Consider the following 24572-nt stretch of genomic DNA (forward strand, 5'->3'; position numbering starts at 1 on the left):
ATAACAAGGTGGGTAATAATGCATCAGAATCGCCGGGAGACGCCATGCTGTTGAAGTCCCTGCTGACCGCTTTCGGCGCGGCACTCCTCTTCGCGTCCCAGGCCTGGGCGCAGGCGCCCATCGTCATCAAATTCAGCCACGTGGTGGCGCCGGACACGCCCAAGGGCCAGGCCGCGGAGCGCTTCAAGCTGCTGGCGGAGAAGGCCACGAGCGGCCGCGTCAAGGTGCAGATCTACCCGAACAGCCAGCTGTACAAGGACAAGGAAGAACTGGAAGCGCTGCAACTGGGCGCGGTGCAGATGCTGGCGCCATCGCTGGCGAAATTCGGCCCGCTCGGCGTGAAGGAATTCGAAGTCTTCGACCTGCCCTACATCTTCCCCAACAAGACCGCGCTGTACAACGTGACCGAAGGCCCGATCGGCAAGGGCCTGCTGCGCAAGCTCGAGAGCAAGGGCATCACCGGCCTGGCGTACTGGGACAACGGCTTCAAGGTGATGTCGGCCAACCGGCAGCTGCGCCTGCCGTCCGACTTCAAGGGGCTGAAGATGCGCATCCAGGCCTCCAAGGTGCTCGATGCGCAGATGCGCGCCCTGGGCGCGATTCCGCAGTCGCTGGCCTTCTCCGAAGCGAGCATGGCGCTGCAGACGGGCGTGGTGGACGGCACCGAGAATCCGCCGTCGAATATGTACACGCAGAAGATGCACGAAGTGCAGAAGCATATGACGGTGTCCAACCACGGCTACCTGGGCTATGCGGTCATCGTCAACAAGAAGTTCTGGGATGGGCTGCCGGACGACATCCGCAGCAAGCTCGAAGCGGCGATGAAAGAAGCCACCACCTACGAAAAAGCCATCGCCCAGCGCGACAACGATATGGCACTGGAAGCGATCCGCAAATCGGGCAAGACCCAGATCTACAACCTCAGCGCGCAGGAGCAGGCAATGTGGCGCAATGTCCTGCTGCCGGTGCAAAAACAGATGGAAGACCGGATCGGCAAGGACCTGATCCAGGCCATCAACCGCGAAACTGCAAAGTAGCCCCACGGTCAAGTTGCCAAAAATAAATAACGATATCTGGAAAAAGATCGGTTACTATGGCGTCGCCCCCGAACGGTGCAGCTTGCACCATGATGGTTATGGGCCCGGAATTTAGTGGGGAGTGCAGAAGAACAATAGCGGCCTGGCCGCGGATATAGAGGAGACACGGCGCCTGACAGTATGCTGTTGGCCACCGCCACAAGCGGGGTTAAATAGCCGGGGCGGCGAAAAAATGGCTCAAGACGCACCTACGGGTGCGTTTTTTTTTGCCCTATCCTAGCGCAGTGGTGTAGCATCAATGCCACAGTTTTAATGGAGCAAGCGTGACCGAATTACAACATGCTGGCAAAGACTTCGCCGCCATCGTCCACCTCCCGTTCGGCGCCATGGGCGTCGGCACGGCCGGCGGGTGCGTGACGGAAATGTTCTACCTGCCCGGTGACACGCCGGAGCTGGCGCCCAGCAACGCCCTGGCGGAAAAAGCCGTGCAGCAGTTGCTGGCCTATTGCGCCGATGCCGATCACCGCTTCGACCTGCCGCTGGCCATGCGCGGCAGCGCATTCCAGCGCCGCGTCTGGCAAGCCCTGCGCGAAATCCCGCGCGGCCAGGTGCGCACCTATGGCGAGCTGGCCAGGCATCTCGATTCCGTGGCGCGCGCCGTGGGCCAAGCTTGCCGCAGCAACCCCTTCCCGCCCCTGGTGCCCTGCCACCGCGTGATGGGCGCCAACAGCCTGGGCGGCTTTGCCGGCAGCGACGACCAGAACGGCTACACCCTCGGCGTGAAACGCTGGCTGCTGGCCCACGAAGGCCATCAAGAGTATCAATGGCAGCAGGCAACCTTGCTCTGATCGACGAATTCTGCGACAGCCTGTGGCTGGAAGACGGCCTGTCGAAGAATTCCCTGGACGCCTACCGGCGCGACCTGGCTGCCTTCGCCAAATGGCTGGAAACGGCGCGGCCGTCGGTGGCCAGCCTGCACGCGGCCGGCACGGCCGACCTGCAAGCGTATTTCGCGGCGCGCCATACAGACACCAAGGCCAGCTCGGCCAACCGGCGCCTGTCGGCCCTGAAGCGCTTCTATCAGCTGGCGCTGCGCCAGCGCCACATCGCGGAAGACCCCTGCCTGCGCATGGCCTCGGCCAAGCAGCCGCTGCGCTTTGTCCACACCCTGAGCGAAGGGCAGGTGGAGGCGCTGCTGGCGGCGCCCGACCTGCGCACCCCGCTCGGCATCCGCGACCGCACCATGCTGGAGCTGATGTATGCCAGCGGCCTGCGGGTGTCGGAACTGGTGGCGCTGAAAACGCTGGAACTGAGCATGAACGATGGGGTGCTGCGCGTCACCGGCAAGGGCGCCAAGACGCGCCTGGTGCCCTTTGGCGAGCAGGCGCGCCTGTGGCTCGAGCGCTACCTGCGCGAGGCGCGCGGCGTCATCCTCGACGGCCAGCAGGACGACGCCCTGTTCATCACCGGCCGCGGCGGCCCGATGACGCGGCAAATGTTCTGGGTGGTGGTCAAGAAGCATGCCTTGAAAGCCGGCATCACCACGCCCTTGTCGCCGCACACCCTGCGGCATGCATTTGCCACCCACTTGCTGAACCATGGAGCGGACTTGCGGGTGGTGCAGTTGCTTTTAGGCCACTCCGATATTTCGACGACGCAGATCTATACCCACGTCGCCCGGGAGCGTTTGAAGCAAATTCATGCGCTACATCATCCGCGCGGATAATTTCGTTTGCGCGGCAGCGCCAATCGGCTTACCTTGAGCCCAGGAGGATGAACACCATGGCAAAAACCAATTTCCAGTACGAAAAACGGCAGCGCGAGTTGGAGAAGAAGCGCAAGGCGGAAGAAAAGGCCCAGCGCAAGCTGGAAACCAAGACCCGGCCGCCGTCTGAGCAGTCAGCCGATGAGGCTGGCTTTGAATCCACCGAGACGGACTTGACCACACCGGAATAATGAGACGACACGCACTCGCCCCCCTCGTATTGACCACCGCATTCCTCAGTTTCCCGACAGCGTACGCCGCCGAGGGCACGTCGAGCGCAGCGCAATGCTCCGCGCCCGGCGAACAGAGTTCCGTCACACACTACATCATCGCCAGCGCGGCCGCCGTGCGCGCCGCGCCGTCGGCCTCGGCCGAACTGATGGGCTATGCGCCGATTGCCACCCAGCTTGAAGTTGCCTGTCAGCAGGACGGCTGGCTCAAGGTGCGGGCCGACGGCATGGCGTATCTGGCCGGCTGGGTGCGCGCCGACCTGGCGGGGCCGGAGCAGCCAACCCGCGCGGCAACGCTGGACGCCTTGCGCGGCGTGCCTGTAGGAAATGCCGCTGCCTTGCGCACGCAGGCCGAACGCGTGCTGGCCTTCGATCCGCTGGATGAAACAAATGTCGAAACGGTGCTGCAGGTGGTGCGCAGCGTCGGCGATGCCGACTTGACGCAAAAGCTGGAGCGCCGCCTGGCGGGGCTGCATGCGCCCACGGTCGCGCGGGCGCAGAACGAAGACAAGATGCTGTTCGCCGTCAGCGACAATTCGTTGACGCCGATTGCCACCTTCGCCGATGGCAAATGGTCTGGCTACTCCTGGAGCGATGGCGATGAGGAGACGCGCAAGGCAGGCGTCCGTTTTGCCACCCGCTACCTGGCGAGCGGCCATGCCTACCATTTCTATACCCGCGGCGGGCTGGATGGGGCGGTGCTGGCGGCCGGCAGGCAGGAGGTGGGATGCTCGTCGATGTCGGCCAAATACAAGCGGGCCGGCGGCAAGCCGGACACCGCCGGCGTGGCGGCGAACTTCCCGCTGACGGAACGTTTGGCTGATCCCGATACCGCGCTGAGCGATGCCCAGAAACGCACCGCACTGGAGGTGGCCGGGGCGCAACTGAAGTCGTACGGCGTGCCTGCCGCCAGCATGGCGCGCCTGCTGCGCGCGCCGAAAGAAGGGGAGGCGGGCCTTGCCATGTCGGCCATTCCATCTGCCGGGCAGACCGGGCTGGTCATATCGTCGCTGAATTTTTCCGAGGACGCAAAGGGCGGCTATTCTTTCCTGTTCGTGATGGAACCGGACAAGAGCGGAAAATATGCGATTACCCACCGCTTCTTCAAAAAGATGAAGAGCGACGAGGATTACAACGCCTACCGCCTGCTGGCCTACGCCGACGTGGACGGCGACGGGGAGCCGGAGCTGGTGCTGCTATACAACGGCTACGAGTTATGGCGCTACGAGATATTCAAGCGCGACGGCAAGGGCTGGAAGAAACTGGTGGAAGGCGGCGACGGCGGTTGCTGACACGCCGCCGTATCGTCCCCGCCAGCGCGGGGACGGGTAAGGCGATCTTTGCTAGGCGGCTTCGGCAACCCCGGGCTCCGCGGTGGCGGGAGCCTCGTCGTGCTGGCCGCGGCGCAGCCAGCGCTTGGCGCGTTGGCCGAAGTTATCGAGATAGGTGTAGGCGACCGGGACCACGACCAAGGTCAGCAGGGTGGAGGTGATCACCCCGCCGATCACCGCGCGCCCCATCGGCGCCTGCGTCTCGCCGCCTTCGCCCAGGCCGATCGCCATCGGCAGCATGCCGAAGATCATGGCCAGGGTCGTCATCAGGATAGGGCGCAGGCGCACCTGGCCGGCGTCCATGATGGCCTGGTATTGCGGCTTGCCTTCGCGCTGGCCATGGTTGGTGAAGTCGACCAGCAGGATGGCGTTCTTGGTCACAAGGCCCATCAGCATGATCACGCCGATCACCGAGAAGACGTTGAGGGTGGAACCGGTCGCCAGAAGCGCCACCAGCACGCCGATCAGCGACATCGGCAGCGACACCATGATCGCGATCGGCTGCAGGAAGCTGCTGAACTGCGAGGCCAGCACGATATAGATAAACACCACCGCGATGCCGAGCGCGGTCATGGCGCCGTTCATGGTTTCCTGCATTTGCTGCGCGTTGCCGGCGACGTCGAAGCGCACGCCGTCCGGCAGCGTCATGGAATCCATGGCTTTCTTGACGTCGGCGTCGACGTCGCCGGCAGGCCTGCCTTCGGTGCCCGCGTAGATCGCCACGCGGCGCTGCAATGCCTGGCGTTTCAGTACTTGCGGGCTGAAGCCTGGCACGAACTCCACCACCTGGCGCAGCGGCACCATCAGCGGGTTGCCATCCGCGCCCACCTTGCTCGACGTGAGCGACAGGTCGGCCAGGTCGGCAATGCGCTGGCGGCCCGATTTCGGCAGCTGCACATTCACCTCATAGTTCTGGCCATCGGCCGCCAGCCAGTAGCTGGCCGTGTCGCCCGCGACGAATGGGCGCATGGCGCTGCCGATCTGCTGCACGCTGAGACCCAGGTCGCTGGCCAGTTCGTTGTTGATCTTGATCAGGGTCGAAGGGTTGGCGCCTTCCTGGCTGTATTCCAGGTCGGCCACGCCCTTGATCTTGCGCATCTTGGCCATCAGCGTTTGCGCCGTCTGCTCCAGCTTCGCTTCATCGGTGCCCAGGATGGCGATGAAGATCGGCTTCTGGCCCACCGACAGCGTGATGCCGGCAATGCGTTCGATGCGCTTGCGGATGGCGCCTTCCAGTTTTTGCTGCGACTGGCGGTGGGTCTTCTTGATATCGGTCAGCTTGATGCGGATGAACGAGATGTGGCGGCCGGCGGGATCGCCCACGTTGGCCGTGATGGCGTCGACTTCGGGAAATTCCTTGAGCGCCGCTTCCACCTGCTTGACCTTGGCGTCGTTGTATTCCAGGCTGGAGCCGACCGGCACTTTAAGCTGCAGGACGATCTGGCCCTGGTCGGTTTCCGGGAACATCTCGCCACCGATCATCGGCACCAGCAGCAGGCTGCCGGCGAACAGCGCAAAGGCGCATGACAATGTCAGTTTGCGCCACTTCAGCGCGAACGCCAGTATGCCGGCATACAGCTGGTGCACTTTCTCCACGCCGTGCTCGACCTTCTCCATGGTGCTGCCCAGCCACGGCAGGTACTTGAAGCGATCCTTGACCGGATCGTGCCAGACTGACGACAGCATGGGGTCGAGGGTGAACGAGACGAACAGCGACACCAGCACGGCCATGGTCACGGTGACGCCGAACTGCAGGAAGAAGCGGCCGATAATGCCGTTCATGAAGGCTACCGGCACGAACACGGCGACAATGGCGAAGGTGGTCGCCATCACGGCGATGCCGATTTCATTGGTGCCGTCTTCCGCCGCTTTGCGGTGGTGCTTGCCGAAGCCGAGGTGGCGCACGATGTTCTCGCGCACCACGATGGCGTCGTCGATCAGCAGGCCGATGCACAGCGACAGCGCCATCAGCGTCAGGAAGTTCAGCGTAAAGCCGAAGGCTTTCATGGCGATGAAGGAGGCCAGCACGGAGATCGGCAGCGTCAGGCCGGTGATGATGGTCGAGCGCCAGGAATGCAGGAAGAAGAAGACGATCACCATGGTCAGCAGCGCGCCTTCGACGATCGTGCGCTTGACGTTGTCGAGCTGTGCCTGCACGCGCTCGGACTGCGAATTGAGCACCTTGATCTTGATATCTTCCGGCAGCGTCTTGCGCAGGTTCTCCACCACTTTCAGGATGCCGTTGCCGACTTCGACCACATTCGCGTCCTGCACCTTGGTGATGTCCAGCGAAACGGCGCGCTTGCCGTCGACGCGCGAGATCGATTGTTCGTCCGCTTCGCCGTCGACCACGTCCGCCACCTGGTCCAGATAGACCGGGCCGCTGGCGCGGCGCGCCACGATGATCCGGTTGAATTCATGCGCTGCCTTCAGCTTGCCCTCCACGCGCACCAGGGTTTCCGTGACATCGGCGCTCAGGCGGCCCGCCGGCAGGTTGGTGTTGGTGCTCTGGATGGCGCGCATCACTTCGTCCACGCCGACGCCTTGCGCTCGCATGTCGGAGGGGCGCAGGCTGACCAGCATCTGGCGCTTGGTGGTGCCGAATACGCGCACCTGGCCCACGCCGGGAACGCCCTGGAAGCGTTTGGCCAGGATCTGGTCGGTCATGGTGGACAGCTCGCGCAGGCTGCGCTTGTCCGATGCCAGCGACAGGCTGACGATCGCCTGGTCATTTTCCCCTTCCGCGCGGGCGATGAAGGGTTCCTTTGCCTCGCGCGGGAATTTCGGCCGCACCAGCGCAATCTTGTCGCGCATGTCCTGCATCGCCTTGTCCATATTGGTGGACAGTTCGAATTCGACGTACACCCCGGCCTTGCCTTCCCACGAATTGGCGCGGATGGTCTTGACGCCCGAGACGGTGTTGACGATGTCCTCGATCGGGCGCGTGATGTCGTTTTCCACCGCTTCCGGCGAAGCGCCCGGATACGCCACTTCAATGGCGGCGAAGGGGAAGGAAACGTTGGGCATGGATTCCACGCCCAGGCCCTTGTACGAGAAGATGCCAAGCACCATCAGGGCCACCATCACCATGGTGGCGAAGACAGGCTGGCGGATCGAAATTTTGGTGATCCACATGGCCGGTCCTCCTCAGCCCTTGGCCAGCATGGCCGGTTTCGCCGCCGGCAGCGCCGCGCCCGGCGGAAGCTTGACCTTGGCGCCCGGCTTCACGCCGTCCAGCTTGGCGACCAGCACCAGCGCGCCCGCATCCAGGCCTTCGGAAACTTCCACCACGCCTTCATCCTCGTTGCGCAGGCCCAGCTTGACCGGCTGCGCCACCACGACGCCGTTGGCGACCGCGTACACCACTTGCCTGCCCGTTTCCTCGCGCAAGGCCGCCAGCGGCACGACCGGCGCTTCCTTGCCTTTCTCGGTGGTGATGCTGCCCTTGGCGAACATGCCGCCGCGCAGCGCGCCGTCACTGTTGGCCACGCTCACATAGACCAGCATGGCGCGCGCGCCGGCCTCGGTGGTAGGGTTGATGCGCGCCACCTTGCCGCTGAATGCGCGCTTGGCGAAACCGTCGACCTGGAAACTGACTTCCTGGCCGACCTTCACGCGCGGGATGTCGGTGGCGGGCACTTGCGCCTCCAGCGTCAGCTCCTGCAGGCCGACGATGGTGTAGACGGGCATGTCAGGCGCGACTTTATCGCCCGCCTGCACATGACGTTTGGAGATGATCCCGCCGATCGGGGCCCGGATCATGCTGTCGTTCAGCGCGATGCGGGCCAGGTCGACCTGGGCGGAAGCGGATTTGACGTTGGCAAGCGCCAGCTCGACGGCATTGGCCGTGGTATCGAAGCTGGTTTGCGAAATGAATTTCTGCGACAGCAGGGCTTTCGCGTTGTATTCGTTCTTCTGGGCCATGGACAGCCGGGCCTGGGCTTCCTCCAGCATGGCTTGTTGCTGCTGCAGGCGGGCTTTCAGGTCGGCCTGGTCGAGGCGGGCCAGCAACTGGCCTGCCTGTACCGAGACGCCTTCGCGCAGCGCCGCCTCCTGCACCTGGCCCGACACCTTGGACTTGATGGTGGCCTGGCTGACCGGGATCAGGGAGCCCGACAAAGGCAGGCCGACCGCCAGCCGGCGCGCGGCGATCGGCGCCACGTCGGCGCTGGCCAGTTCCAGTACCGGCGCCTTGGCCGGGCCAGCGGCCGCCTTGCCCGCTTCCGTCGGCCTGGCCTGCGATGTCATGACGGCCCAGCCGCCCCCGGCCAGACCCGCCAGCAGCAGGCCGATCAGGGGAAGACGCCAGCGCTTGGGAGATGCCAGGTGCACGGGTTGTGGGCTCATTGTTATCTCTTTGAAAATATTGTCCGCTGGCGCGGGAGGCGATGGTCTCACTCTAGGATGAAGCCCGTCGAGCGGCCACGGAAATGCGATAAAGCGTCCAAACGGCGCGCTGAAATGCAAAAAGCGGGGAAGGAGCCGCACCTTTGATGCAGCGCAACCGGCGCGCCGCGCGGCATGGCAAAAATGCGGTATGCCTACCTCCACGCCAATGGCGCCCAGCGCCCTGACGCCTGCCCTTGCCGCCCTCGACCTGATCGCGCGCATGGTGGCCGCGCTCGAGCTGACGCCGCTCGTTGCGGTGTGCAGTTTCGACCGAGACGGCGTGGTGCAATTCTGCAACCAGGCCTGCGCCGAGATGCTCGGTGTCAAGGTCGGCGAGGTCATCGGCCAGCGCATCGGGACGCTGCGTTCGCACGGCGAGCGGCAGGCGGAACACGATGCGCTGGTGGCCGATATCTGGCGCAATGGCCATGCGAGCCAGGCCGGCGACTGGCGGGTGCGCACCGGCGACGGCCGCGATTTATGGCTGTATTCGACCCACATCCCGGTGTGGCACGGTGGCGAACTGGCGCAGATCTTTTGCATGGAAGTCGATATCACGCAGCGCCAGCGCGAATTCGACGCCCTGCAGGCGGCGGGCGAGAACTTCGACCACCTGTTCGAGCGTTCCAGCGACGCGATTTTCCTGCTGCGCGACGGCGTGGTGGAGGACGCCAACCCGGCCGCGGTCCGCCTGTTCAAATGCGCGGGGCCGGAACGCCTGGTCGGGCGCAGCCTGCACGATTTCTCGCCGATGACCCAGCCGTCAGGCGTGCTCTCGGAAGACGCGCAAGAACGCATGGCCGGGGAGGCGCGCCGCAGCGGCAACGCCCGCGGCGAGTGGCATTATGTCGATTGCGAGGGCGGATTGTTCTGGGCGGAAGTGCTGCTGACGGCGGTCTCCCTCGATGGCAGCAACCTGTATTACGCCGTGGTGCGCGATATTTCGGAACGCAAGAACGCTGAGCGCATGCTGCACCTGGCGGCGCAGGTGTTCGAAAACAGCCGGGACGCGATTGTGCTGACCGACCGCGGGCGGCGCGTCATTGCGCTCAACCGTTCATTTACCGTGATCACCGGCTTTGGCCCGCAGGAGATGCTGGGCAAGCCGGTCAGCCTGTTCCGCTCGGGCGTGCACGAGGCATCGTTCTACCGCGAAGTCTGGTCGCAAGTGGACGCCGGCGATCACTGGGAAGGCGAATCCTGGGGCCGGCGCCGCGACGGCGGCCTGTTTCCCTGCTGGACCAGCATCAGCGCCATCCGCGACACGGCGGGCCGGGTCAGCAACTATATGGGCATCGTTACCGATATCACGGAGCGCAAGAAGACCGAGGAACATACGCGCCACCTGGCCGAGCACGACTTCCTGACCGACTTGCCGAACCGGGTGCTGCTGCTGGACCGGCTGCGCCTGGCGCTGGCGGCGGCGCGGCGCAACCAGGCCATGCTGGCGGTGCTGTTCGTCGACCTGGACCGCTTCAAGCTTGTCAACGACACGCTGGGGCACGCCATGGGCGACCGCCTGCTGAAGGAAGTCGCCAGCCGCCTGGTGCATTGCGTGCGCGAGGCGGACACGGTGAGCCGGCAGGGCGGGGACGAGTTCGTCATCCTGCTGTCGGATGTGGCCGGACCGGCCGGCGCGGCGCACGCGGCGGAAACCGTGCTGCGTGCACTGGAGCAGGAATTTGTGCTGGGCGAGCATCTGGCGCATATTTCGGGATCGGTCGGCATTGTCATGTTTCCCGCCGACGGGGACGACATCGAGGCGCTGCTGAAACACGCCGATATCGCGATGTACCACGCCAAGCAGGAGGGGCGCAACGGCTACCAGTTCTTCAGCGGCGAGATGAACGCGCGCATCGTTGAGCGTTCGGGGCTGGAGCAGGGCTTGCGGCGCGCCCTGTCCGAGCGGCAGTTCGAACTGGCCTTCGAGCCGGAGGTGGACATCGCCAGCGGCGCCGTGGTGGGCATGGAAGCGCTGCTGCGCTGGCGCCATCCCGAGCTGGGGCTGCTGCTGCCGGAGCGCTTTATCGATGTCGCGACCGAGGCGGGCATGATGGTGGCCATCGGCAGCTGGGTGCTGCAGGAAGCGTGCGGCCACGCACGCGGCTGGCAGGACGCGGGGCGGGAGCGGGTGGTGTCGGTCAATCTGGCCCCGGCCCAGTTCGTGCACAAGGACCTGGCCGACTGCGTCGGCGCCGCGTTGCGCACGGCCGGGCTGCCGGCGCGGCTGCTTGAATTGCAATTGACGGAGGCCATGCTGATGCAGGCCAATACCCACGCGCAAGCAATACTGGGCAAGCTGCGCGCGCTGGGGGTTCGGCTGTCGATTGACGACTTCGGCACCGGCTACTCGCGGCTGGCGCAGTTGAAGGATAGCCCGATCGACAAGCTGAAGATTGCGCAATCGTTCTTTGGCAATGGTACGGATGCCACCGCCATTCGCACCATCATTGCCATGGCGCGCAGCCTGGCCATGACCGTCGTCGCGGAAGGGGTGGAAACGGAAGCCCAGCTCCAGCTGCTGCGCGAGCTTGGCTGCGACCAGTACCAGGGACAGCTGGCCGGCAGCAGCCTGGACGGTGACGCCGCGCGGTGACGCCTTGCCGCCCGCTGCGCGGCGGTCAACGCAGGCGCAAACGGACCAGGACCTGGCCGTGGTCGGACACTTCCGGCCGTTCCTGGCGCAGGTGGTCGTTGAAGTAGCTGACATCGAGCACTTCGCCGATGGCGCGCGGCGAGGCCGGGTTGAACTCTTCCGACACCAGCACATGGTCGATGGTGGAATAGTGGCCTTCGTGGATGCTGGTGTAGGCGACGTGGCGCAGGTGGTCCTGCCGCAGCTGGATCTGGTTGGCGTCGTACATGCGGCCGCGCCGTTCGTCGCCGGGCAGCATGCCGCCGCCATTGCCCAGCACAATGGTGGTGGTGACGGCATCGGCCGTGTCGTTGAAATCCCCCAGCACGATGCAGGGACGGCGCGTTTCGCGCATCATCTTGCTTAGCAGAACCCGCAGCGCCACCGCCTCGGTGCCGCGCCAGACCAGCGAGCGCAGGCTGGCCATGGCCAGGTGCAGGGGATCTTCCGACGTGTCGCCGCTGCGGTAATCGGGGCGGCGCGACTTCAGGTGCACCACAATGACGTCGACGATCGCCTCGTTCGGCAGCACGATCTGCGCATGCAGGGGCGCCCGGGCAAAGCGGTCCGATTCGGCCAGGCCGGAATCGGCCGGCACGCCTTCCGGGAAATTGGCATAGACTTCCGGCGCCGCCGCCAGCGGCAGGCGCGACACCAGCGCCACATTGGGCGTCAGGCGCGCCGCATGGGGATCGGGGTCGAAGCCGACATGCACCGCCTCGCGGTATTTGCGGGTACGCGACAGCACGTCGCGCAAGGCTTCCTGGGAGAAGATTTCCTGGAAGCCGATGACGTCGGCATCCAGCTGGTCCAGCTGCTGCGCAGTCCACTCCGCCTTGGCCTCGTACTCCACCGCCGTGAGCGGCGGCAGGTTGTCGTACAGTCTTGCCCCCGGCGGGGCAAGGTTGCAGACATTGAAGGTGGCAAAGCGGATTTCTTGCTGCATAATGAGGAACTCCTCTCTGGCATTAGCGTATCACGGCATGGCAAAAAAAGAGCACATTTCCGAAACACCCGCGACAGCATTGCTGCGCAAGCACAAAGTCGCATTTTCCGAACATCCATATGAGTACGAAGAGCATGGCGGCACCGCGGTCTCGTCGCGCGCGCTGGGCGTCGAAGAACACCATGTGGTGAAGACCCTGGTGATGCAGGACGAAGCGGCCAAGCCGCTGATCGTGCTGATGCACGGCGACTGCAAAGTGTCGACCAAGAACCTGGCCCGCAATATCGGCTGCAAATCCGTCGAACCGTGCAAACCGGAGGTGGCGCAGCGCCATTCCGGCTATATGGTGGGCGGCACCTCGCCGTTCGGCACCAAGAAGGCGATGCCGATTTATGTGGAAGAAAGCATCCTCGGCCTCGAAACGATTTATATCAATGGCGGCCGGCGCGGCTTCCTGATTGGAATCAAGCCGGAAGTCCTGACGCAAGTGCTGTGCGCCAAAGCGGTGCAGTGCGCATTGGCTGATTGACAAGATTGTGGCCGGCCGGCCCGCCATGGCCGGGCGTGATGGTGTATAGTCGCTGCCGCATATAAAAACAACGATTTTCCGGGGAAACATGATTACTTTGCTTCTGATGCTTGCCGCCTACCTGATGGGCTCGATTTCCTTCGCCGTGGTGGTGAGCAAGTTTTACGGCCTGGACGACCCGCGCACCTATGGTTCCGGCAATCCCGGCGCCACCAATGTGCTGCGCAGCGGTAACAAGGGCGCCGCCATCTGGACCCTGATCGGCGACGCCTTCAAGGGCTGGCTGGCGGTGTTCCTGGTGGACCATTTCCAGCAGCAGCTGGGCCTGGGCGAACACGCCGACCAGATCATTGCCCTGGTGGCGGTGGCAGTCTTCGTTGGCCACCTGTGGCCGGTGTTCTTCAAGTTTGTCGGCGGCAAGGGCGTGGCCACGGCGCTGGGCGTGCTGCTGGCGCTGAATGTATGGCTGGGCCTGGCGACGCTGGCAACCTGGCTGATCGTGGCATACGCTTTCCGCTATTCCTCGCTGGCAGCCTTGATCGCTTCCGTCTTCGCGCCGTTCTACTATGGCCTGCTGTTCGGCGCCGAGCCGCAGCTGGCGGCCGTCCTGGCGATGAGCGGCCTGCTGATTTGGCGCCATGCCCCAAATATTGCTAATCTGATTGCTGGCAAGGAAAGCCGCATCGGCAGCAAAGCCAAGAAAAAGGCCTAGACCACCATGACGACCACCCCGCTCCGCATCGACTTCGTTTCCGACGTCTCCTGTCCCTGGTGTGCGATCGGGCTGAGCAGCCTGGAAGTGGCGCTGTCCCGCCTTGGCGAGAGCGTCCAGGCGCAAATTCATTTCCAGCCCTTCGAGCTGAACCCGCACATGGTTCCGGAAGGGCAGGACATCACCGAGCACCTGCGCCAGAAATACGGCGCCAGTCCCGCTCAGCAGGAACAGACCCGGGCCATGATACGCCAGCGCGGCGCCGACGTCGGCTTCGACTTCGCGATGGGGATGCGTAGCCGGATCTACAACACGTTCGACGCCCACCGCCTGCTGCATTGGGCCGGCGAGCAGGGCAAGCAAAAAGAGCTGAAAAAGGCGCTGTTTGACGCCTACTTCACCCGTGGCCAGGATCCCAGCTCGCGAAGTGTGCTGGTGCAAGTGGCGGGCAAAGTCGGGCTGGACGAGGCGGAGGCGGTGCAAGTGCTGTCGTCCGGCCGCTACGCCCAGGAAGTGCGCGATATGGAGCACTTCTATCAGCGCAATGGCATCCAGTCGGTGCCGGCTGTCATCATCAACGAAACCCACCTGATTTCGGGGGGACAACCGCCGGAAGCATTTGAAAAGGCCCTGCGGCAAATAGTGGCCCAGAAATAAGACTGTTAGCTTGCCCATCGCACGAGGTACGGGCCGCGATGGGCCGGCGGGTGCGCGAACATGTACGCGTCATCGATGTGGCTGGACGCTATGGCGGCGAAGAATTGTGTATCCTGTTGCCGGACACGCCGCTCGCTGGAGCGCGCCAGTTCGCAGAGACGTTGCGGTCGCGGATCGAAGCCCAGGTGCATAGCGCCGGGGCGCGCATGGGATCGGTTCCTTCAATCCCATGGAGATCGATGACGCCGGGGCCGCAACCGTGTGGAAGGTTGAACAGGACAGGAGTTTGCATGCCGAAGGCAATGTGGAACGGCGCCGTGATTGCGGAAGCCGATAGCAGCGAAGTCGAGATCGTCGAGCACAACATCTATTTCCCGCCCGGGCGGGTCCGGCAGGACTATCTCCAGCCAAGCCAGCACACCACGCTGTGCCCCTGGAAGGGCGTGGCCAGCTACTACCACGTGGTGGTGGACGGCAAGGTGAACACCAACGCCGCCTGGTACTACGCTACGCCCAAGGAAGCGGCCGCCAATATCCAGGGCCGCATCGCATTCTGGCACGGCGTCGAAGTCGAACATTAATTAGGAGTTGAAAGTCGGGGTCAGCTCAGGCAATCGGACAAAACGCGCAGCGTATTGTCCGATTGCCTGAGCTCGACTTTCATAAAGCATGGATAACATCACGCATTCCGTGGTCGGCTTGGGTGTCGGCGAGCTGATTCAGCGCTCGCTGCCGCCGGAGGCCGAACCGGCGCGGCAGACGACGCGCCACCGCCTGCTGCTGACGGCCTGCGCCCTGGCCAGCAATTTCCCCGACCTGGATCTACTCTTCACCGGACTGGCGCCAGCCCCGCTGGGCTATCTGCTGCACCACCGCGGGCATACGCATACCTTGCTGTTCCTGCTGCCGCAGGCGCTGCTGCTGCTTGCGCTATTGTGGGCGCTGTGGCCGAATGCCCGTGCCCTGCTGCGCGCGAGCCGCCACGCGCGGCGCGGCCTGGGTGTCGCGCTGGCGGCGGGCTTCCTGCTGCACCTGGGCATGGACTTCATGAACAACTACGGCGTCCATCCCTTCCATCCCTTCAGCGGAACCTGGTATTTCGGCGATATGGTCTACATCATCGAGCCGGTGTTTTGGGTGGCGTTCGGGGTGCCGCTGGCGATGGCCGTGCCTTCGCGGCGCGGCAGGATCGTGCTGTTGGCGGTACTGCCGGTGGTGCTGCTGTATGTCACGCTGCATGGCTATCTGGGCTGGACTTCGTTCGAGGCCCTGGTGACGCTGGGGGCGGCTGTCGCGCTGCTGCGCTTCATGCATATGCAAAGCCGCCGTGCCTTGCTGCTGGCCGTGGGCGTGGCGCTGGCGTATGTCGGTGTACAGGCTTCCGCTTCGTTCAAGGCGCGCGAGGCCGTGACGGCGGCGCTGGTGTTGCAGGATCCGCAGGCGCGCGTGCTGGATGTGGCGCTGACGGCCTTTCCTTCGCAGCCTTTGTGCTGGAGCTTCACGTCGATCGAGTCGGATGGCAAGATCTATCAGCTGCGGCGCGGCCATCTGAGCCTGGCGCCGGCGCTGCTGGCGCCGCGCGAATGCCCACCGGCCTTGTCGGAAGACGCGGCCGGGGAGATGCCGGTGGTGGTGCCGGGCGTGCTGCTGTCCGGCTCCTGGCAGGGCAGCGTGGCGGACTTGCGGGAACGGGCGGCGTCCGATTGCCGGCTGGCGGCCTGGCTGCGCTTTGCGCGCATGCCGGCCATGGAGCTGGAGCAGGCCAGCGACTTGCGCTTCGCCACCACGCCGCGCGGGAATTTCACCACGCTGAAGCTGGCGGCGAGGCCGCAATGCCCATTCAGCGTGCCGCAATGGGGCATGCCCCGCGCCGACCTGCTGGGCGAAGGGCCCGGCCGGGACTAGGCGGCCTGCCTGGCCGCCGGCTCAAAGTCGGTCGACAGCGCCAGTTCCTTCCACTGCGCCAGCTCCTGCTCCACCTGCTGGTGCTTGGCGTAGGCGCGCGCCACGGCATCGCTGCCCAGTTGCAGGCGCAGCGGCGGGCGCCCCGCATCGGCCAATACCAGCAGGGCCTGCGCCAGCTTTTCCGGGTCGCCGGGCTGGGCGTGGTTGTTGTCGGCGGCGAATTGGCGCATGGGGCCTACCGTGCCGTCGTAATCCTCGATATGCGCGGCGGCCTTCACCAGCGAGGCGGCGTCGAAGAAGTCGGTCCGGAAGGCGCCCGGTTCCACCACGGTCACGTGTACGCCCAGCGGAGCGAGCTCCTGCGCCATCGCTTCGCTCAGGCCTTCCACCGCGAACTTGGTGGAGCAGTAGATGCCGAAGCCGCAGAAGCCCTGGTAGCCGCCTTGCGAGGAGATATTCATCACATGCCCGCTGCGCTGCCGGCGCATGACGGGCAGCACGGCGCGGCTTACGTTCAGCAGGCCGAACACATTCACTTCGTAGTTCTTGCGCAGCTCCTGCGCCGATGTCTCCTCGACGGCGCCGACGAGGCCATAGCCGGCGTTATTCACCAGCACGTCGACGCGGCCGAAGCGTTCTACCGCAGCCTGCACGGCGACGCTGGCCGCGGCGTCATCCGCGACATCCAGCTGCACCGGCAGCAGCCGCGGATGGTTGCCCAGCGCCTCGGCCACGGCCTGCGGCTTGCGGGCGGCGGCGACCACGTAGTCGCCGCGCGCCAGGGCGTCGCGTGCAATCAGCAGGCCGAAGCCGCGCGATGCGCCGGTGATGAACCAGACTTTGTTTGCCATCATGATGTTCCTTCATTATTCATTGGTCGAGCAGGGCATGTTAGGCTTCGGAACCCCGCTACACTAGCCAGCGTAAAGGTGATTGATCTTCAACTTGTGGTTGTAAATAATGGATAAGGCCCGCGTCATCTCCCTCTTCATCGGCGTCGTGCATGCCGGCAGCTTCAGCCAGGCCGCCGTGGATGCCGGCCTGTCCGCGCAGGCGGTCAGCAAGGCCATCCGCCAGCTGGAGGAACACCTCGGCGTACGCCTGTTCCATCGCACCACGCGCAGCCTGAACCTGACCGACGAAGGCCAGCGCCTGTTCGACTTGGCCAACCCCGGCCTGCGCCTGCTGGACGAGGCGCTGGACCATGTGCGCAACAGCCGCGAAGCCGTGGACGGCATGATCCGGGTGGCCGCGCCGACCGCGTTCGGGACCGTCCTGCTGGCGCCGTTGCTGCGCGAATTCCAGCAGCTGTACCCGAGCGCGCATTTCGACATGCTGTTCGACGACCACTTCACCGACTTGACCGAATCGAAAATCGACGTCGGTTTCCGTTCCGGCAATCCGCCCGAGCGCAACCTGGTGGCGCGCCAGCTGGGCAAGGTTCCGCTCTACATCTGCGCCGCGCCGGCCTATGTCGAACGCCACGGTGCACCGCGCACCGTGGACGAACTGCTGCAGCACCGCTGCACCGGTTTCCGCCAGCCGAACAGCGGCCGCATCGTCCCGTGGGAATTGAAAGGCGAGGGCGGCACCGTCTACCGGGACATCCCCTGCGTGGCCAGTTTCAACACGGCGGAAGGGGAAGTGGCGGCGGTGCGCGCCGGCGTCGGTATCGGCCAGCTGGCGCTGTTTACGGTGGAACGCGACCTGGCCGAAGGACGGCTGCTGCAGCTGCTGCCCACCCACGTCACGGCGAATGCCGCCGTTTACATGTACTATCCGCAGCGTAGCCGCATGCCGATGCGCGTGCGGCACTTTATCGACTTCATGCTGAAACGCAAATGGACCGGCTTTACCTGATGACCGTGTATGTGGCCGTGGCCGAGGAGCAGGGCTTCGCGGCCGGCGCGCGCAGGCTCGGCATGTCGCCGCCGGCCGTGACGCGCGCCGTCGCCGCGCTGGAGGAACGCCTGGGCGTCAAGCTGCTGGACCGCACCACGCGCCATGTGCGCGTGACCGAAGCGGGGCAGCGCTACCTGGACGACGCGCGCCGCATCATCGCGGAAGTCGACGAGGCCGACGACGCGGTGGCCGGCATCAACGCCGCGCCGCGCGGCCACCTCACCGTCACGGCGCCGGTGCTGTTCGGGCGCCTGTATGTCATGCCGGGCATTGTCGACTACCTGCGGCGCTATCCGGCCATGGACGTTTCAACGGTCTTTGTCGACCGCGTCACCAATCTGCTGGAGGAGGGGATCGATGTCGGCATCCGCATCGGCGAGCTGCCCGATTCGAGCATGCGCGCGGTTCCGGTCGGCCGGGTGCGGCGCATGATCGTCGCCGCGCCGTCGTATCTGGCCCAGCATGGCGCGCCGCGCACGCCGCAGGATCTGGAGCGGCACACCATCGTCGCTGCATCCGGTTCCAGCGTGCCGCCGGATTGGCGTTTTCACAATGACGGCGGCACCCAATCGCTGCGGGTCAAACCGCGTCTTGGCGTGAACAACAACGATTCGGCGATCGAGGCCGTGCGCGGCGGATTTGGCATTGCGCGCCTGTTGTCCTACCAGGCGGCAGCCTTGCTGGAATCGGGCGAGCTGGTCGAAGTACTGCGGGAGTACGCCACGCCGTGCGTACCGATCCATATCATCCACCGCGACAGCAGGCAAGGCTCGACCCGCATCCGCAGCTTCGTCGACCTGATGGCGGAGCGTCTACGCAACGATCCGAGATTAAATGCTGCGTAGCAATGTGCAAATGTGTGGCGACAGAACGGTTGTGCTGTTACATTGGTGGTCTATACAGATGGAGGCATTAGATGGACACCGAAGTACAGCAGCACAACGTTGCCAAAGAAGCACGACGGGAAGACAAGCCTAACCGCCACGACCGCGTCCGGCAGCAAATCAGTCTGAATCACAAGGGCGTACGTACCGGCATCGCAGCCGGCTTGCTGGCGCTGGTCGGCCTGAGCGCCTGGCTCCTGGCTTAAATGACCCGCAGTTCGTCCAGCGGCCAACGCGGACGGACATTGAAGGAATAATCCCGCTGCGCCGCCAGCGGATTGATCTGCAGGCGCATGGCGCCGGCGAAGGCGATCATTGCCCCGTTATCGGTGCAGAATTCCAGCTCCGGGTAGTAGACCTTGAAGTGCTTCTTCCCGGCTGCCGCGTTCAGTGACGCGCGCAGCTGCGCGTTCGCGCCCACCCCCCCCGCAATCACCAGGCGTTTCAAGCCGGTCTGCTTGAGCGCGGACAGGCATTTGGCCGTCAGCACATCCACGATCGCATCCACAAAGCCGCGCGCGATATTCGCCTTGTCCTGCTCGCAGACGTTGGCGGCGCCGCCGTTGTTGTTCACCACGGTCAGCACCGCTGTTTTCAGGCCGGAGAAGGAGAACATCAAATCCTTCGAGTGCAGCATGGGACGCGGCAGCTTATAGGCTTCCGGATCGCCGAATTCGGCCATGCGCGAGATGGCGGGGCCGCCGGGGTAGCCCAGGCCGAGCAGCTTGGCCGATTTGTCGAAAGCTTCGCCGGCCGCGTCGTCCAGCGTTTCGCCCAGCAGCGCGTACTGGCCGACGCCGTCCACCCGCATCAGCTGCGTGTGGCCGCCGGACACCAGCAGCGCCACGAAGGGGAATTCCGGCGGATCGCTGGCCAGCAGCGGCGACAGCAGGTGGCCCTCCAGGTGGTGCACGCCCAGCACCGGCTTGTCCAGCGCCATGCCCAGGCTGCAGGCGATGGCCGACCCCACCAGCAGCGCGCCGGCCAGGCCGGGACCTTGGGTGTAGGCGATGGCGTCGATCTCCGCGGCTTGCTTGCCGGCTGTGGACAGCGCCTGCTCCAGCAGCGGGATGGCGCGGCGGATGTGGTCGCGCGACGCCAGCTCCGGCACCACGCCGCCGTACTCCTCGTGCATCGCCACCTGCGAGTGCAGGGCGTGCGACAGCAGGCCGTGCTGCGTGTCATACAGGGCCAGGCCGGTTTCGTCACAGGAGGATTCAACGCCAAGAACGATCATTGTGTGGAACAAAGGTGAGAGGGCAATCCGCCATTGTAATGGAAAGCGGGCAGGGGTATCGTGCTTGTATTCTTGATAAGGAGGCTTCCAATGCCGATGCATAGCGCCGAGGTGGCGTGGTTCCGCCATGATGCCAAATTCACCGATAACCGTTATAGCCGGCTGCACAGGTGGACGTTCGACGGCGGCACGGTGGTGCCGGGATCGTCTTCGCCGCATGTGGTGCGGGTGCCCTGGTCGGATCCTTCCGCCGTCGATCCGGAGGAGGCGTATGTGGCTGCGCTGGCGAGCTGTCATATGCTGTGGTTCCTGAGCCTGGCGGCGCGCGACGGCTATGTGGTCGACAGTTATGTCGATGCGGCGGAAGGGATGATGGAGGATGGCTGGATCAGCGTGGTGACGCTGAAGCCGCTGCTTGTTTTTTCTGGCGCGAAGGCGCCGACGGATGCGGAGGTGGAGCGGCTGCACTATGAGGCGCATGGGGAGTGTTTCCTGGCGCGCTCGGTGAAGTCGGAGATTCGGGTCGAGGGGAGCTGGCGTTTTTAAACCGGTAAAGCGGTGTCTGACCCGCAGGTTCAGACACCGGGGTGCCGGTGTTAAGGGCGGCCGCGCAGCTCGCGGTCTGCTTCCTTCAGGACGCGGAACGTGGTGTCCCAGTCGATGCAGGCATCGGTCACCGAGCAGCCGTATTTGAGTTCGGACAGGTCGGCCGGGATCTTCTGGTTGCCGGCGACGATGTTCGATTCGATCATCACACCCACGATCGATTCGTTGCCGTGCACGATCTGGTTGACCACGTCGGTCATCACCAGCGGCTGCAGCTCCGGTTTCTTGTACGAGTTGGCGTGCGAGCAGTCGATCACGATATTGGCCGGCAGCTTGGCTTTCTGCAGCGATTGCTCCGCGATCGCCACCGAGACGGAATCATAGTTTGGCCGGCCGTCGCCCCCGCGCAGCACCACGTGGCCATGCGGATTGCCCCGCGTGCGCACGACAGACACGTTACCCTGGCTGTTAATGCCCAGGAAGGCGTGCGGATTCGCCGCCGACAGGATGGCGTTGATCGCAATGCTGATATCGCCGTCCGTGCCGTTCTTGAAGCCCACCGGCGTCGACAGGCCCGACGACATCTCGCGGTGGGTCTGGGACTCGGTGGTGCGGGCGCCGATGGCGGTCCAGGCGATCAGGTCGCCCAGGTACTGCGGCGAGATCGGGTCCAGCGCCTCGGTGGCGGTCGGCAGGCCCAGTTCGCAGACGTCCAGCAGGAACTGGCGCGCCTTTTCCATGCCGACGTCGACGCGGAAGGAATCGTCCATATACGGATCGTTGATATAGCCCTTCCAGCCGGTGGTGGTGCGCGGCTTTTCGAAATACACGCGCATCACCAGCAGCATGGTGTCCTTGACTTCTTCCTGCAGCGCTTTCAGGCGGCGCGCATAATCCAGGCCCGCGACCGGGTCATGGATGGAGCAAGGACCAACCACCACGAACAGGCGCTTGTCCTGGCGCTCCAGGATGGCGCGCAGGTCGGCGCGGCCCTTGGTGACGGTGTCGGACGCCTTTTCGCTCAGCGGCAGTTTCGCATGCAGCTCCTCAGGGGTAGGCATGGATGCGAACGAGGTAACGTTAATGTTTTCAAGGTTTTGGGCAATCATGATCAGTCTGCTTTTCACTGTGTTTTTGCTTGGGGGATCTAACAGTGTAGCCGAAATGCCGTAAACTGGCTGGATGACGACTATACAACCATTCCACGCCGCCCCTTTCATCAAAGAGATCGGCCGGGGCGCGAAGGGCGCCCGCAGCATGGACCGCGGCCAGGCGCGCGCATTGTGGGGCGCGATTATTGAAGGGCGCGTGTCGGACCTCGAGCTGGGCGGCATCTTGCTGTCGATGCGCATCAAGGGCGAATCGGTGGACGAACTGGACGGCTTCCTGGAAGCCGCCGAAGCCTCGTTCGACAAGCTGCATGCACCGGACGGAGACTTCGCGCCCGTCGTGATTCCAAGCTATAACGGCGCCCGCAAAATGCCGAACCTGACGGCCTTGCTGGCCATGCTGCTGGCGCGCGAAGGCGTGCCGGTGCTGGTGCATGGCGTTGCGCATGACGTGGGGCGGGTGGCCACGGCGGAAGTATTTGAGGCGCTGGGCGTGCATGCTTCGCCCGACCATGCGGCGGCGGAAGCGGCGCTGGCGGAGGGGCGCGTGGCGTTCATCACGATCGACGCGCTGGCGCCGAGGCTGGCGTGGATGCTGTCGCTCCGGCGCATCCTTGGCGTGCGCAACTCGATGCATACGCTGGTGAAGATCATGCAGCCGTTTGCGGGGGCGGCGCTGCGGCTGGTGTCGTACACGCATCCGGAATACCTGGAATCGCTCGGCGCGTTCTTCACGCAGAACAAAGGCCACGCCTTCCTGATGCGCGGCACGGAAGGCGAGACGGTCGCCAATGCCAACAAGGCGCAGAAAATCGACTGGTTCCACGATGGCGAGCGCACCGTACTGGTCGAGAAGCAGACCGTGGTCGACACGCTGCCGGAGCTGCCGGAAGACAAGAGCGCGGAGTCTACTGCCGCCTGGATCCAGGCGGTGCTGCGCGGTGACGTCCCCGTCCCCGAATCGATTGCCGAGCAAGTCGCCCACTGCAAAGCTGTGGCGCAACAAATGTCCACTTTTCTGCCTGACCCCAGGGTGGGCATTTAGTGCCTCCTGTAAAATGGGCGGTTATGGCTAAAGAATTTGATGTGGCGGTGATCGGCGCGGGCGCCGCTGGAATGATGTGCGCGGCGACCGCTGGCAAGCGTGGGAAGCGGGTGGTGCTGCTCGACCATGCCGGGAAACTGGCGGAGAAGATCCGCATTTCCGGCGGCGGCCGTTGTAATTTCACCAATGTTAACGCGGGGCCCGCCAACTTCCTGTCCGAGAATCCGCATTTCGCCAAGAGTGCCCTGTCGCGCTTTACGCCGCAGGACTTCCTGGCGATGGTGAAGAAGCACCGCATCGGTTTCCACGAAAAGCACAAAGGACAACTGTTCTGCGACGATTCCGCCGAGCAGATCATCGACATGCTGCGCGACGAGTGCGCCGATGGCGGTGTGCATTGGCGCATGCCGACCAAGGTGCAGGCCGTGGCCCGGAATGGCGCCGGCTTTGTTCTGGAAACCGACACGGGTGACATCCATGCCAGCGCCGTGGTGGTGGCCACCGGCGGCCTGTCGATTCCCAAGATCGGCGCCACCGACTTCGGCTACCGCGTGGCCAAGCATTTCGGCCTGAAGCTGGTGGAGCCGCGTCCGGCCCTGGTGCCGTTGACTTTCGACGCCCAGGAATGGGCGCCTTTTGTGCCGCTGGCCGGCGTTTCGCTGGAAGTGGACGTGGAAACCGGTTCCCTGAAAGGCCGCAACCCGAGCGGCGCCCGTTTCCGCGAAGACTTGCTGTTCACGCATCGCGGCCTGAGCGGCCCGGCCATCCTGCAGATTTCGTCCTTCTGGCAGCCGGGCGACCCCATCATCATCAACCTGCTGCCGGAGATGGATCTGGCGCAGACCCTGGTCGACGGGAAGGGCACGCTCAAGAAGCAGCTCGGCAATCTGCTGGCGCAATGGTTGCCGACCCGCCTGGCCGAAGGCCTGTTGCAAGCCCATGGCTTCGATCCGGAAGCGCGTATTGCCGACATGAAAGATGAGCAGCTGCGTAAGCTGGGCCGCGCCGTCAACCAGTGGACCCTCACGCCCAACGGTTCGGAAGGCTATCGCAAGGCCGAGGTAACGCGCGGCGGGGTCGACACCCGCGAGCTGTCCCAGCAATCGATGGAATGCAAGAATGTGCCCGGGCTTTACTTCATTGGTGAAGCAGTGGATGTGACGGGATGGTTGGGGGGCTACAATTTCCAATGGGCCTGGGCATCGGGAGTGGCTGCTGGGCTCGCAATCTGATATCATTCGACTCCCGGCAGGGTAATTTTCGCCGGATTCATGATGTTAGCTGGGCTGAAAGATTGCCCGCGAAAAGACGCCGATATCCACTGGGAACCGCCGTGAATGCGCGGTTTGGCGTCTGTTGTCTCTTCCATTTTTGAGCAAAAGCTGCTAATATCGCTGTCTTTCCTGAACCCTAACGGTTTGAATTTTTACATGACTACTATCCGCCTTAAAGAAAACGAGCCGTTCGAAGTCGCAATGCGTCGCTTCAAGCGCACCATCGAAAAGACTGGTCTGCTGACCGAACTGCGCGCACGCGAGTTCTACGAAAAGCCAACCGCAGAGCGTAAGCGCAAGCTGGCAGCTGCCGTGAAGCGTCACTACAAGCGCATCCGCAGCCAGCAACTGCCTAAGAAGCTGTACTAATTCAGCTCTCGTTGGTCATCCTTGCAGGCGCATTGATCGCCACGGATGCCCACGCCAGAGTTTCAACCCG

General features: G+C 64.3%; 24 protein-coding genes and 1 pseudogene. 19 read left to right on the forward strand and 6 right to left on the reverse strand.

The window, feature by feature from the left end:
* Nucleotides 1-44: 44 nt before the first annotated feature.
* From H597_RS0125745 to H597_RS0125765, 5 genes are all read left to right on the forward strand, one after another.
* Entirely contained in the window at nucleotides 45-1037 is a 993-nt protein-coding gene (locus H597_RS0125745; protein ID WP_028104644.1) for a TRAP transporter substrate-binding protein, read from the forward strand.
* Nucleotides 1038-1360: 323 nt separating this feature from the next.
* A complete protein-coding gene (locus H597_RS32515; protein ID WP_035375271.1) occupies nucleotides 1361-1885 on the forward strand; it encodes a methylated-DNA--[protein]-cysteine S-methyltransferase in 525 nt (174 codons plus the stop codon).
* Nucleotides 1861-2763 carry a site-specific tyrosine recombinase XerD gene (gene xerD, locus H597_RS0125755; RefSeq protein ID WP_028104645.1) on the forward strand — a complete coding sequence of 301 codons (903 nt, stop codon included), beginning with the start codon at nucleotides 1861-1863 and terminating at the stop codon, nucleotides 2761-2763. The genes H597_RS32515 and xerD overlap by 25 nt, the downstream gene beginning before the upstream one ends.
* A 56-nt stretch (nucleotides 2764-2819) precedes the next feature.
* Nucleotides 2820-2993 carry a hypothetical protein gene (locus H597_RS35550; RefSeq protein ID WP_154668284.1) on the forward strand — a complete coding sequence of 58 codons (174 nt, stop codon included), beginning with the start codon at nucleotides 2820-2822 and terminating at the stop codon, nucleotides 2991-2993.
* Complete coding sequence (locus H597_RS0125765; protein WP_154668285.1) at nucleotides 2993-4324, forward strand: SH3 domain-containing protein; 1332 nt, start codon at nucleotides 2993-2995, stop codon at nucleotides 4322-4324. The genes H597_RS35550 and H597_RS0125765 overlap by 1 nt, the downstream gene beginning before the upstream one ends.
* A 51-nt stretch (nucleotides 4325-4375) precedes the next feature.
* On the opposite strand, the gene H597_RS0125770 is transcribed toward H597_RS0125765, so the two are convergent.
* On the reverse strand, nucleotides 4376-7498 hold the full coding sequence (locus H597_RS0125770) for an efflux RND transporter permease subunit (protein WP_028104647.1): 3123 nt from the start codon (nucleotides 7496-7498) through the stop codon (nucleotides 4376-4378).
* A 12-nt stretch (nucleotides 7499-7510) separates the two neighbouring features.
* Nucleotides 7511-8710, reverse strand: coding sequence for an efflux RND transporter periplasmic adaptor subunit (locus tag H597_RS0125775; RefSeq protein ID WP_028104648.1), 1200 nt, complete (start codon nucleotides 8708-8710; stop codon nucleotides 7511-7513).
* Between the two features lie 190 nt (nucleotides 8711-8900).
* Here H597_RS0125775 and H597_RS0125780 point away from each other — a divergent pair, with 190 nt between their 5' ends.
* A complete protein-coding gene (locus H597_RS0125780) occupies nucleotides 8901-11348 on the forward strand; it encodes a sensor domain-containing protein (protein WP_035375273.1) in 2448 nt (815 codons plus the stop codon).
* A 25-nt stretch (nucleotides 11349-11373) separates the two neighbouring features.
* Here the strand turns inward: H597_RS0125780 and H597_RS0125785 are convergent, their stop codons facing one another.
* Nucleotides 11374-12333, reverse strand: a complete 960-nt coding sequence (locus H597_RS0125785) for an endonuclease/exonuclease/phosphatase family protein (RefSeq protein ID WP_028104650.1) — start codon at nucleotides 12331-12333, stop codon at nucleotides 11374-11376.
* A 37-nt stretch (nucleotides 12334-12370) separates the two neighbouring features.
* Here H597_RS0125785 and ybaK point away from each other — a divergent pair, with 37 nt between their 5' ends.
* The 6 genes and pseudogenes from ybaK (at nucleotide 12371) to H597_RS0125815 (ending at nucleotide 16136) form a co-directional block, all read left to right on the forward strand.
* A complete protein-coding gene (gene ybaK, locus H597_RS0125790) occupies nucleotides 12371-12862 on the forward strand; it encodes a Cys-tRNA(Pro) deacylase (RefSeq protein ID WP_028104651.1) in 492 nt (163 codons plus the stop codon).
* Between the two features lie 88 nt (nucleotides 12863-12950).
* Entirely contained in the window at nucleotides 12951-13574 is a 624-nt protein-coding gene (plsY, locus tag H597_RS0125795; RefSeq protein WP_028104652.1) for a glycerol-3-phosphate 1-O-acyltransferase PlsY, read from the forward strand.
* 6 nt (nucleotides 13575-13580) lie between these two features.
* Nucleotides 13581-14231: a DsbA family oxidoreductase gene (locus tag H597_RS0125800; protein ID WP_028104653.1), complete on the forward strand. Its 651-nt coding sequence runs from the start codon at nucleotides 13581-13583 to the stop codon at nucleotides 14229-14231.
* Nucleotides 14232-14269: 38 nt separating this feature from the next.
* Nucleotides 14270-14407: pseudogene (locus H597_RS36035) on the forward strand (diguanylate cyclase); the annotation flags it as partial.
* Nucleotides 14408-14521: 114 nt separating this feature from the next.
* Nucleotides 14522-14812, forward strand: a complete 291-nt coding sequence (locus H597_RS35560) for a DUF427 domain-containing protein (RefSeq protein WP_028104655.1) — start codon at nucleotides 14522-14524, stop codon at nucleotides 14810-14812.
* 88 nt (nucleotides 14813-14900) lie between these two features.
* The gene (locus H597_RS0125815; protein WP_028104656.1) at nucleotides 14901-16136 is read left to right on the forward strand and encodes a metal-dependent hydrolase; all 1236 of its coding nucleotides are present in this window, start codon (nucleotides 14901-14903) and stop codon (nucleotides 16134-16136) included.
* Here H597_RS0125815 and H597_RS0125820 read toward each other — a convergent pair.
* Entirely contained in the window at nucleotides 16133-16990 is an 858-nt protein-coding gene (locus tag H597_RS0125820; RefSeq protein WP_211232084.1) for an oxidoreductase, read from the reverse strand. The two genes, H597_RS0125815 and H597_RS0125820, sit on opposite strands and share 4 nt — an antisense overlap.
* A 106-nt stretch (nucleotides 16991-17096) precedes the next feature.
* Between H597_RS0125820 and H597_RS0125825 the strand changes: the two genes are divergently transcribed.
* The 3 genes from H597_RS0125825 (at nucleotide 17097) to H597_RS35210 (ending at nucleotide 19128) form a co-directional block, all read left to right on the forward strand.
* On the forward strand, nucleotides 17097-17996 hold the full coding sequence (locus H597_RS0125825; RefSeq protein WP_028104658.1) for a LysR family transcriptional regulator: 900 nt from the start codon (nucleotides 17097-17099) through the stop codon (nucleotides 17994-17996).
* Nucleotides 17978-18883 carry a LysR family transcriptional regulator gene (locus H597_RS0125830; protein ID WP_028104659.1) on the forward strand — a complete coding sequence of 302 codons (906 nt, stop codon included), beginning with the start codon at nucleotides 17978-17980 and terminating at the stop codon, nucleotides 18881-18883. The genes H597_RS0125825 and H597_RS0125830 overlap by 19 nt, the downstream gene beginning before the upstream one ends.
* Before the next feature lie 71 nt (nucleotides 18884-18954).
* Nucleotides 18955-19128 carry a hypothetical protein gene (locus tag H597_RS35210; RefSeq protein WP_154668286.1) on the forward strand — a complete coding sequence of 58 codons (174 nt, stop codon included), beginning with the start codon at nucleotides 18955-18957 and terminating at the stop codon, nucleotides 19126-19128.
* On the opposite strand, the gene tsaD is transcribed toward H597_RS35210, so the two are convergent.
* The gene (gene tsaD / locus H597_RS0125840; RefSeq protein WP_028104660.1) at nucleotides 19125-20159 is read right to left on the reverse strand and encodes a tRNA (adenosine(37)-N6)-threonylcarbamoyltransferase complex transferase subunit TsaD; all 1035 of its coding nucleotides are present in this window, start codon (nucleotides 20157-20159) and stop codon (nucleotides 19125-19127) included. The two genes, H597_RS35210 and tsaD, sit on opposite strands and share 4 nt — an antisense overlap.
* A 90-nt stretch (nucleotides 20160-20249) precedes the next feature.
* Between tsaD and H597_RS0125845 the strand changes: the two genes are divergently transcribed.
* On the forward strand, nucleotides 20250-20705 hold the full coding sequence (locus H597_RS0125845; protein ID WP_028104661.1) for an OsmC family protein: 456 nt from the start codon (nucleotides 20250-20252) through the stop codon (nucleotides 20703-20705).
* 50 nt (nucleotides 20706-20755) lie between these two features.
* On the opposite strand, the gene H597_RS0125850 is transcribed toward H597_RS0125845, so the two are convergent.
* On the reverse strand, nucleotides 20756-21814 hold the full coding sequence (locus H597_RS0125850) for a 3-deoxy-7-phosphoheptulonate synthase (RefSeq protein WP_028104662.1): 1059 nt from the start codon (nucleotides 21812-21814) through the stop codon (nucleotides 20756-20758).
* Between the two features lie 73 nt (nucleotides 21815-21887).
* On the opposite strand from H597_RS0125850, the gene ybiB reads away from it, so the two are divergent.
* The 3 genes from ybiB (at nucleotide 21888) to rpsU (ending at nucleotide 24502) form a co-directional block, all read left to right on the forward strand.
* Complete coding sequence (gene ybiB / locus H597_RS0125855) at nucleotides 21888-22859, forward strand: DNA-binding protein YbiB (RefSeq protein ID WP_028104663.1); 972 nt, start codon at nucleotides 21888-21890, stop codon at nucleotides 22857-22859.
* A gap of 23 nt (nucleotides 22860-22882) precedes the next feature.
* Nucleotides 22883-24091: a BaiN/RdsA family NAD(P)/FAD-dependent oxidoreductase gene (locus tag H597_RS0125860; RefSeq protein ID WP_028104664.1), complete on the forward strand. Its 1209-nt coding sequence runs from the start codon at nucleotides 22883-22885 to the stop codon at nucleotides 24089-24091.
* 198 nt (nucleotides 24092-24289) lie between these two features.
* Entirely contained in the window at nucleotides 24290-24502 is a 213-nt protein-coding gene (gene rpsU / locus H597_RS0125865; RefSeq protein ID WP_005665410.1) for a 30S ribosomal protein S21, read from the forward strand.
* Nucleotides 24503-24572 lie beyond the last annotated feature (70 nt).

The sequence above is a fragment of the Pseudoduganella violaceinigra DSM 15887 genome (genome assembly GCF_000425385.1).
Taxonomy (GTDB): Bacteria; Pseudomonadota; Gammaproteobacteria; order Burkholderiales; family Burkholderiaceae_D; genus Rugamonas; species Rugamonas violaceinigra.

Coding starts and splice junctions, on each gene's coding strand:
- tsaD (WP_028104660.1), bottom strand. CDS start 20,159: ATGATCGTTCTTGGCGTTGAATCCTCCTGTGACGAAACCGGCCTGGCC.
- ybiB (WP_028104663.1), top strand. CDS start 21,888: ATGACGACTATACAACCATTCCACGCCGCCCCTTTCATCAAAGAGATC.
- ybaK (WP_028104651.1), top strand. CDS start 12,371: ATGGCAAAAAAAGAGCACATTTCCGAAACACCCGCGACAGCATTGCTG.
- H597_RS0125765 (WP_154668285.1), top strand. CDS start 2,993: ATGAGACGACACGCACTCGCCCCCCTCGTATTGACCACCGCATTCCTC.
- H597_RS35550 (WP_154668284.1), top strand. CDS start 2,820: ATGGCAAAAACCAATTTCCAGTACGAAAAACGGCAGCGCGAGTTGGAG.
- rpsU (WP_005665410.1), top strand. CDS start 24,290: ATGACTACTATCCGCCTTAAAGAAAACGAGCCGTTCGAAGTCGCAATG.
- H597_RS0125780 (WP_035375273.1), top strand. CDS start 8,901: ATGCCTACCTCCACGCCAATGGCGCCCAGCGCCCTGACGCCTGCCCTT.
- H597_RS0125800 (WP_028104653.1), top strand. CDS start 13,581: ATGACGACCACCCCGCTCCGCATCGACTTCGTTTCCGACGTCTCCTGT.
- H597_RS35560 (WP_028104655.1), top strand. CDS start 14,522: ATGCCGAAGGCAATGTGGAACGGCGCCGTGATTGCGGAAGCCGATAGC.
- H597_RS0125815 (WP_028104656.1), top strand. CDS start 14,901: ATGGATAACATCACGCATTCCGTGGTCGGCTTGGGTGTCGGCGAGCTG.
- xerD (WP_028104645.1), top strand. CDS start 1,861: ATGGCAGCAGGCAACCTTGCTCTGATCGACGAATTCTGCGACAGCCTG.
- H597_RS0125775 (WP_028104648.1), bottom strand. CDS start 8,710: ATGAGCCCACAACCCGTGCACCTGGCATCTCCCAAGCGCTGGCGTCTT.
- H597_RS0125770 (WP_028104647.1), bottom strand. CDS start 7,498: ATGTGGATCACCAAAATTTCGATCCGCCAGCCTGTCTTCGCCACCATG.
- H597_RS0125825 (WP_028104658.1), top strand. CDS start 17,097: ATGGATAAGGCCCGCGTCATCTCCCTCTTCATCGGCGTCGTGCATGCC.
- H597_RS35210 (WP_154668286.1), top strand. CDS start 18,955: ATGGACACCGAAGTACAGCAGCACAACGTTGCCAAAGAAGCACGACGG.
- H597_RS0125845 (WP_028104661.1), top strand. CDS start 20,250: ATGCCGATGCATAGCGCCGAGGTGGCGTGGTTCCGCCATGATGCCAAA.
- H597_RS0125820 (WP_211232084.1), bottom strand. CDS start 16,990: ATGATGGCAAACAAAGTCTGGTTCATCACCGGCGCATCGCGCGGCTTC.
- H597_RS0125860 (WP_028104664.1), top strand. CDS start 22,883: ATGGCTAAAGAATTTGATGTGGCGGTGATCGGCGCGGGCGCCGCTGGA.
- plsY (WP_028104652.1), top strand. CDS start 12,951: ATGATTACTTTGCTTCTGATGCTTGCCGCCTACCTGATGGGCTCGATT.
- H597_RS0125785 (WP_028104650.1), bottom strand. CDS start 12,333: ATGCAGCAAGAAATCCGCTTTGCCACCTTCAATGTCTGCAACCTTGCC.
- H597_RS0125850 (WP_028104662.1), bottom strand. CDS start 21,814: ATGATTGCCCAAAACCTTGAAAACATTAACGTTACCTCGTTCGCATCC.
- H597_RS0125830 (WP_028104659.1), top strand. CDS start 17,978: ATGGACCGGCTTTACCTGATGACCGTGTATGTGGCCGTGGCCGAGGAG.
- H597_RS0125745 (WP_028104644.1), top strand. CDS start 45: ATGCTGTTGAAGTCCCTGCTGACCGCTTTCGGCGCGGCACTCCTCTTC.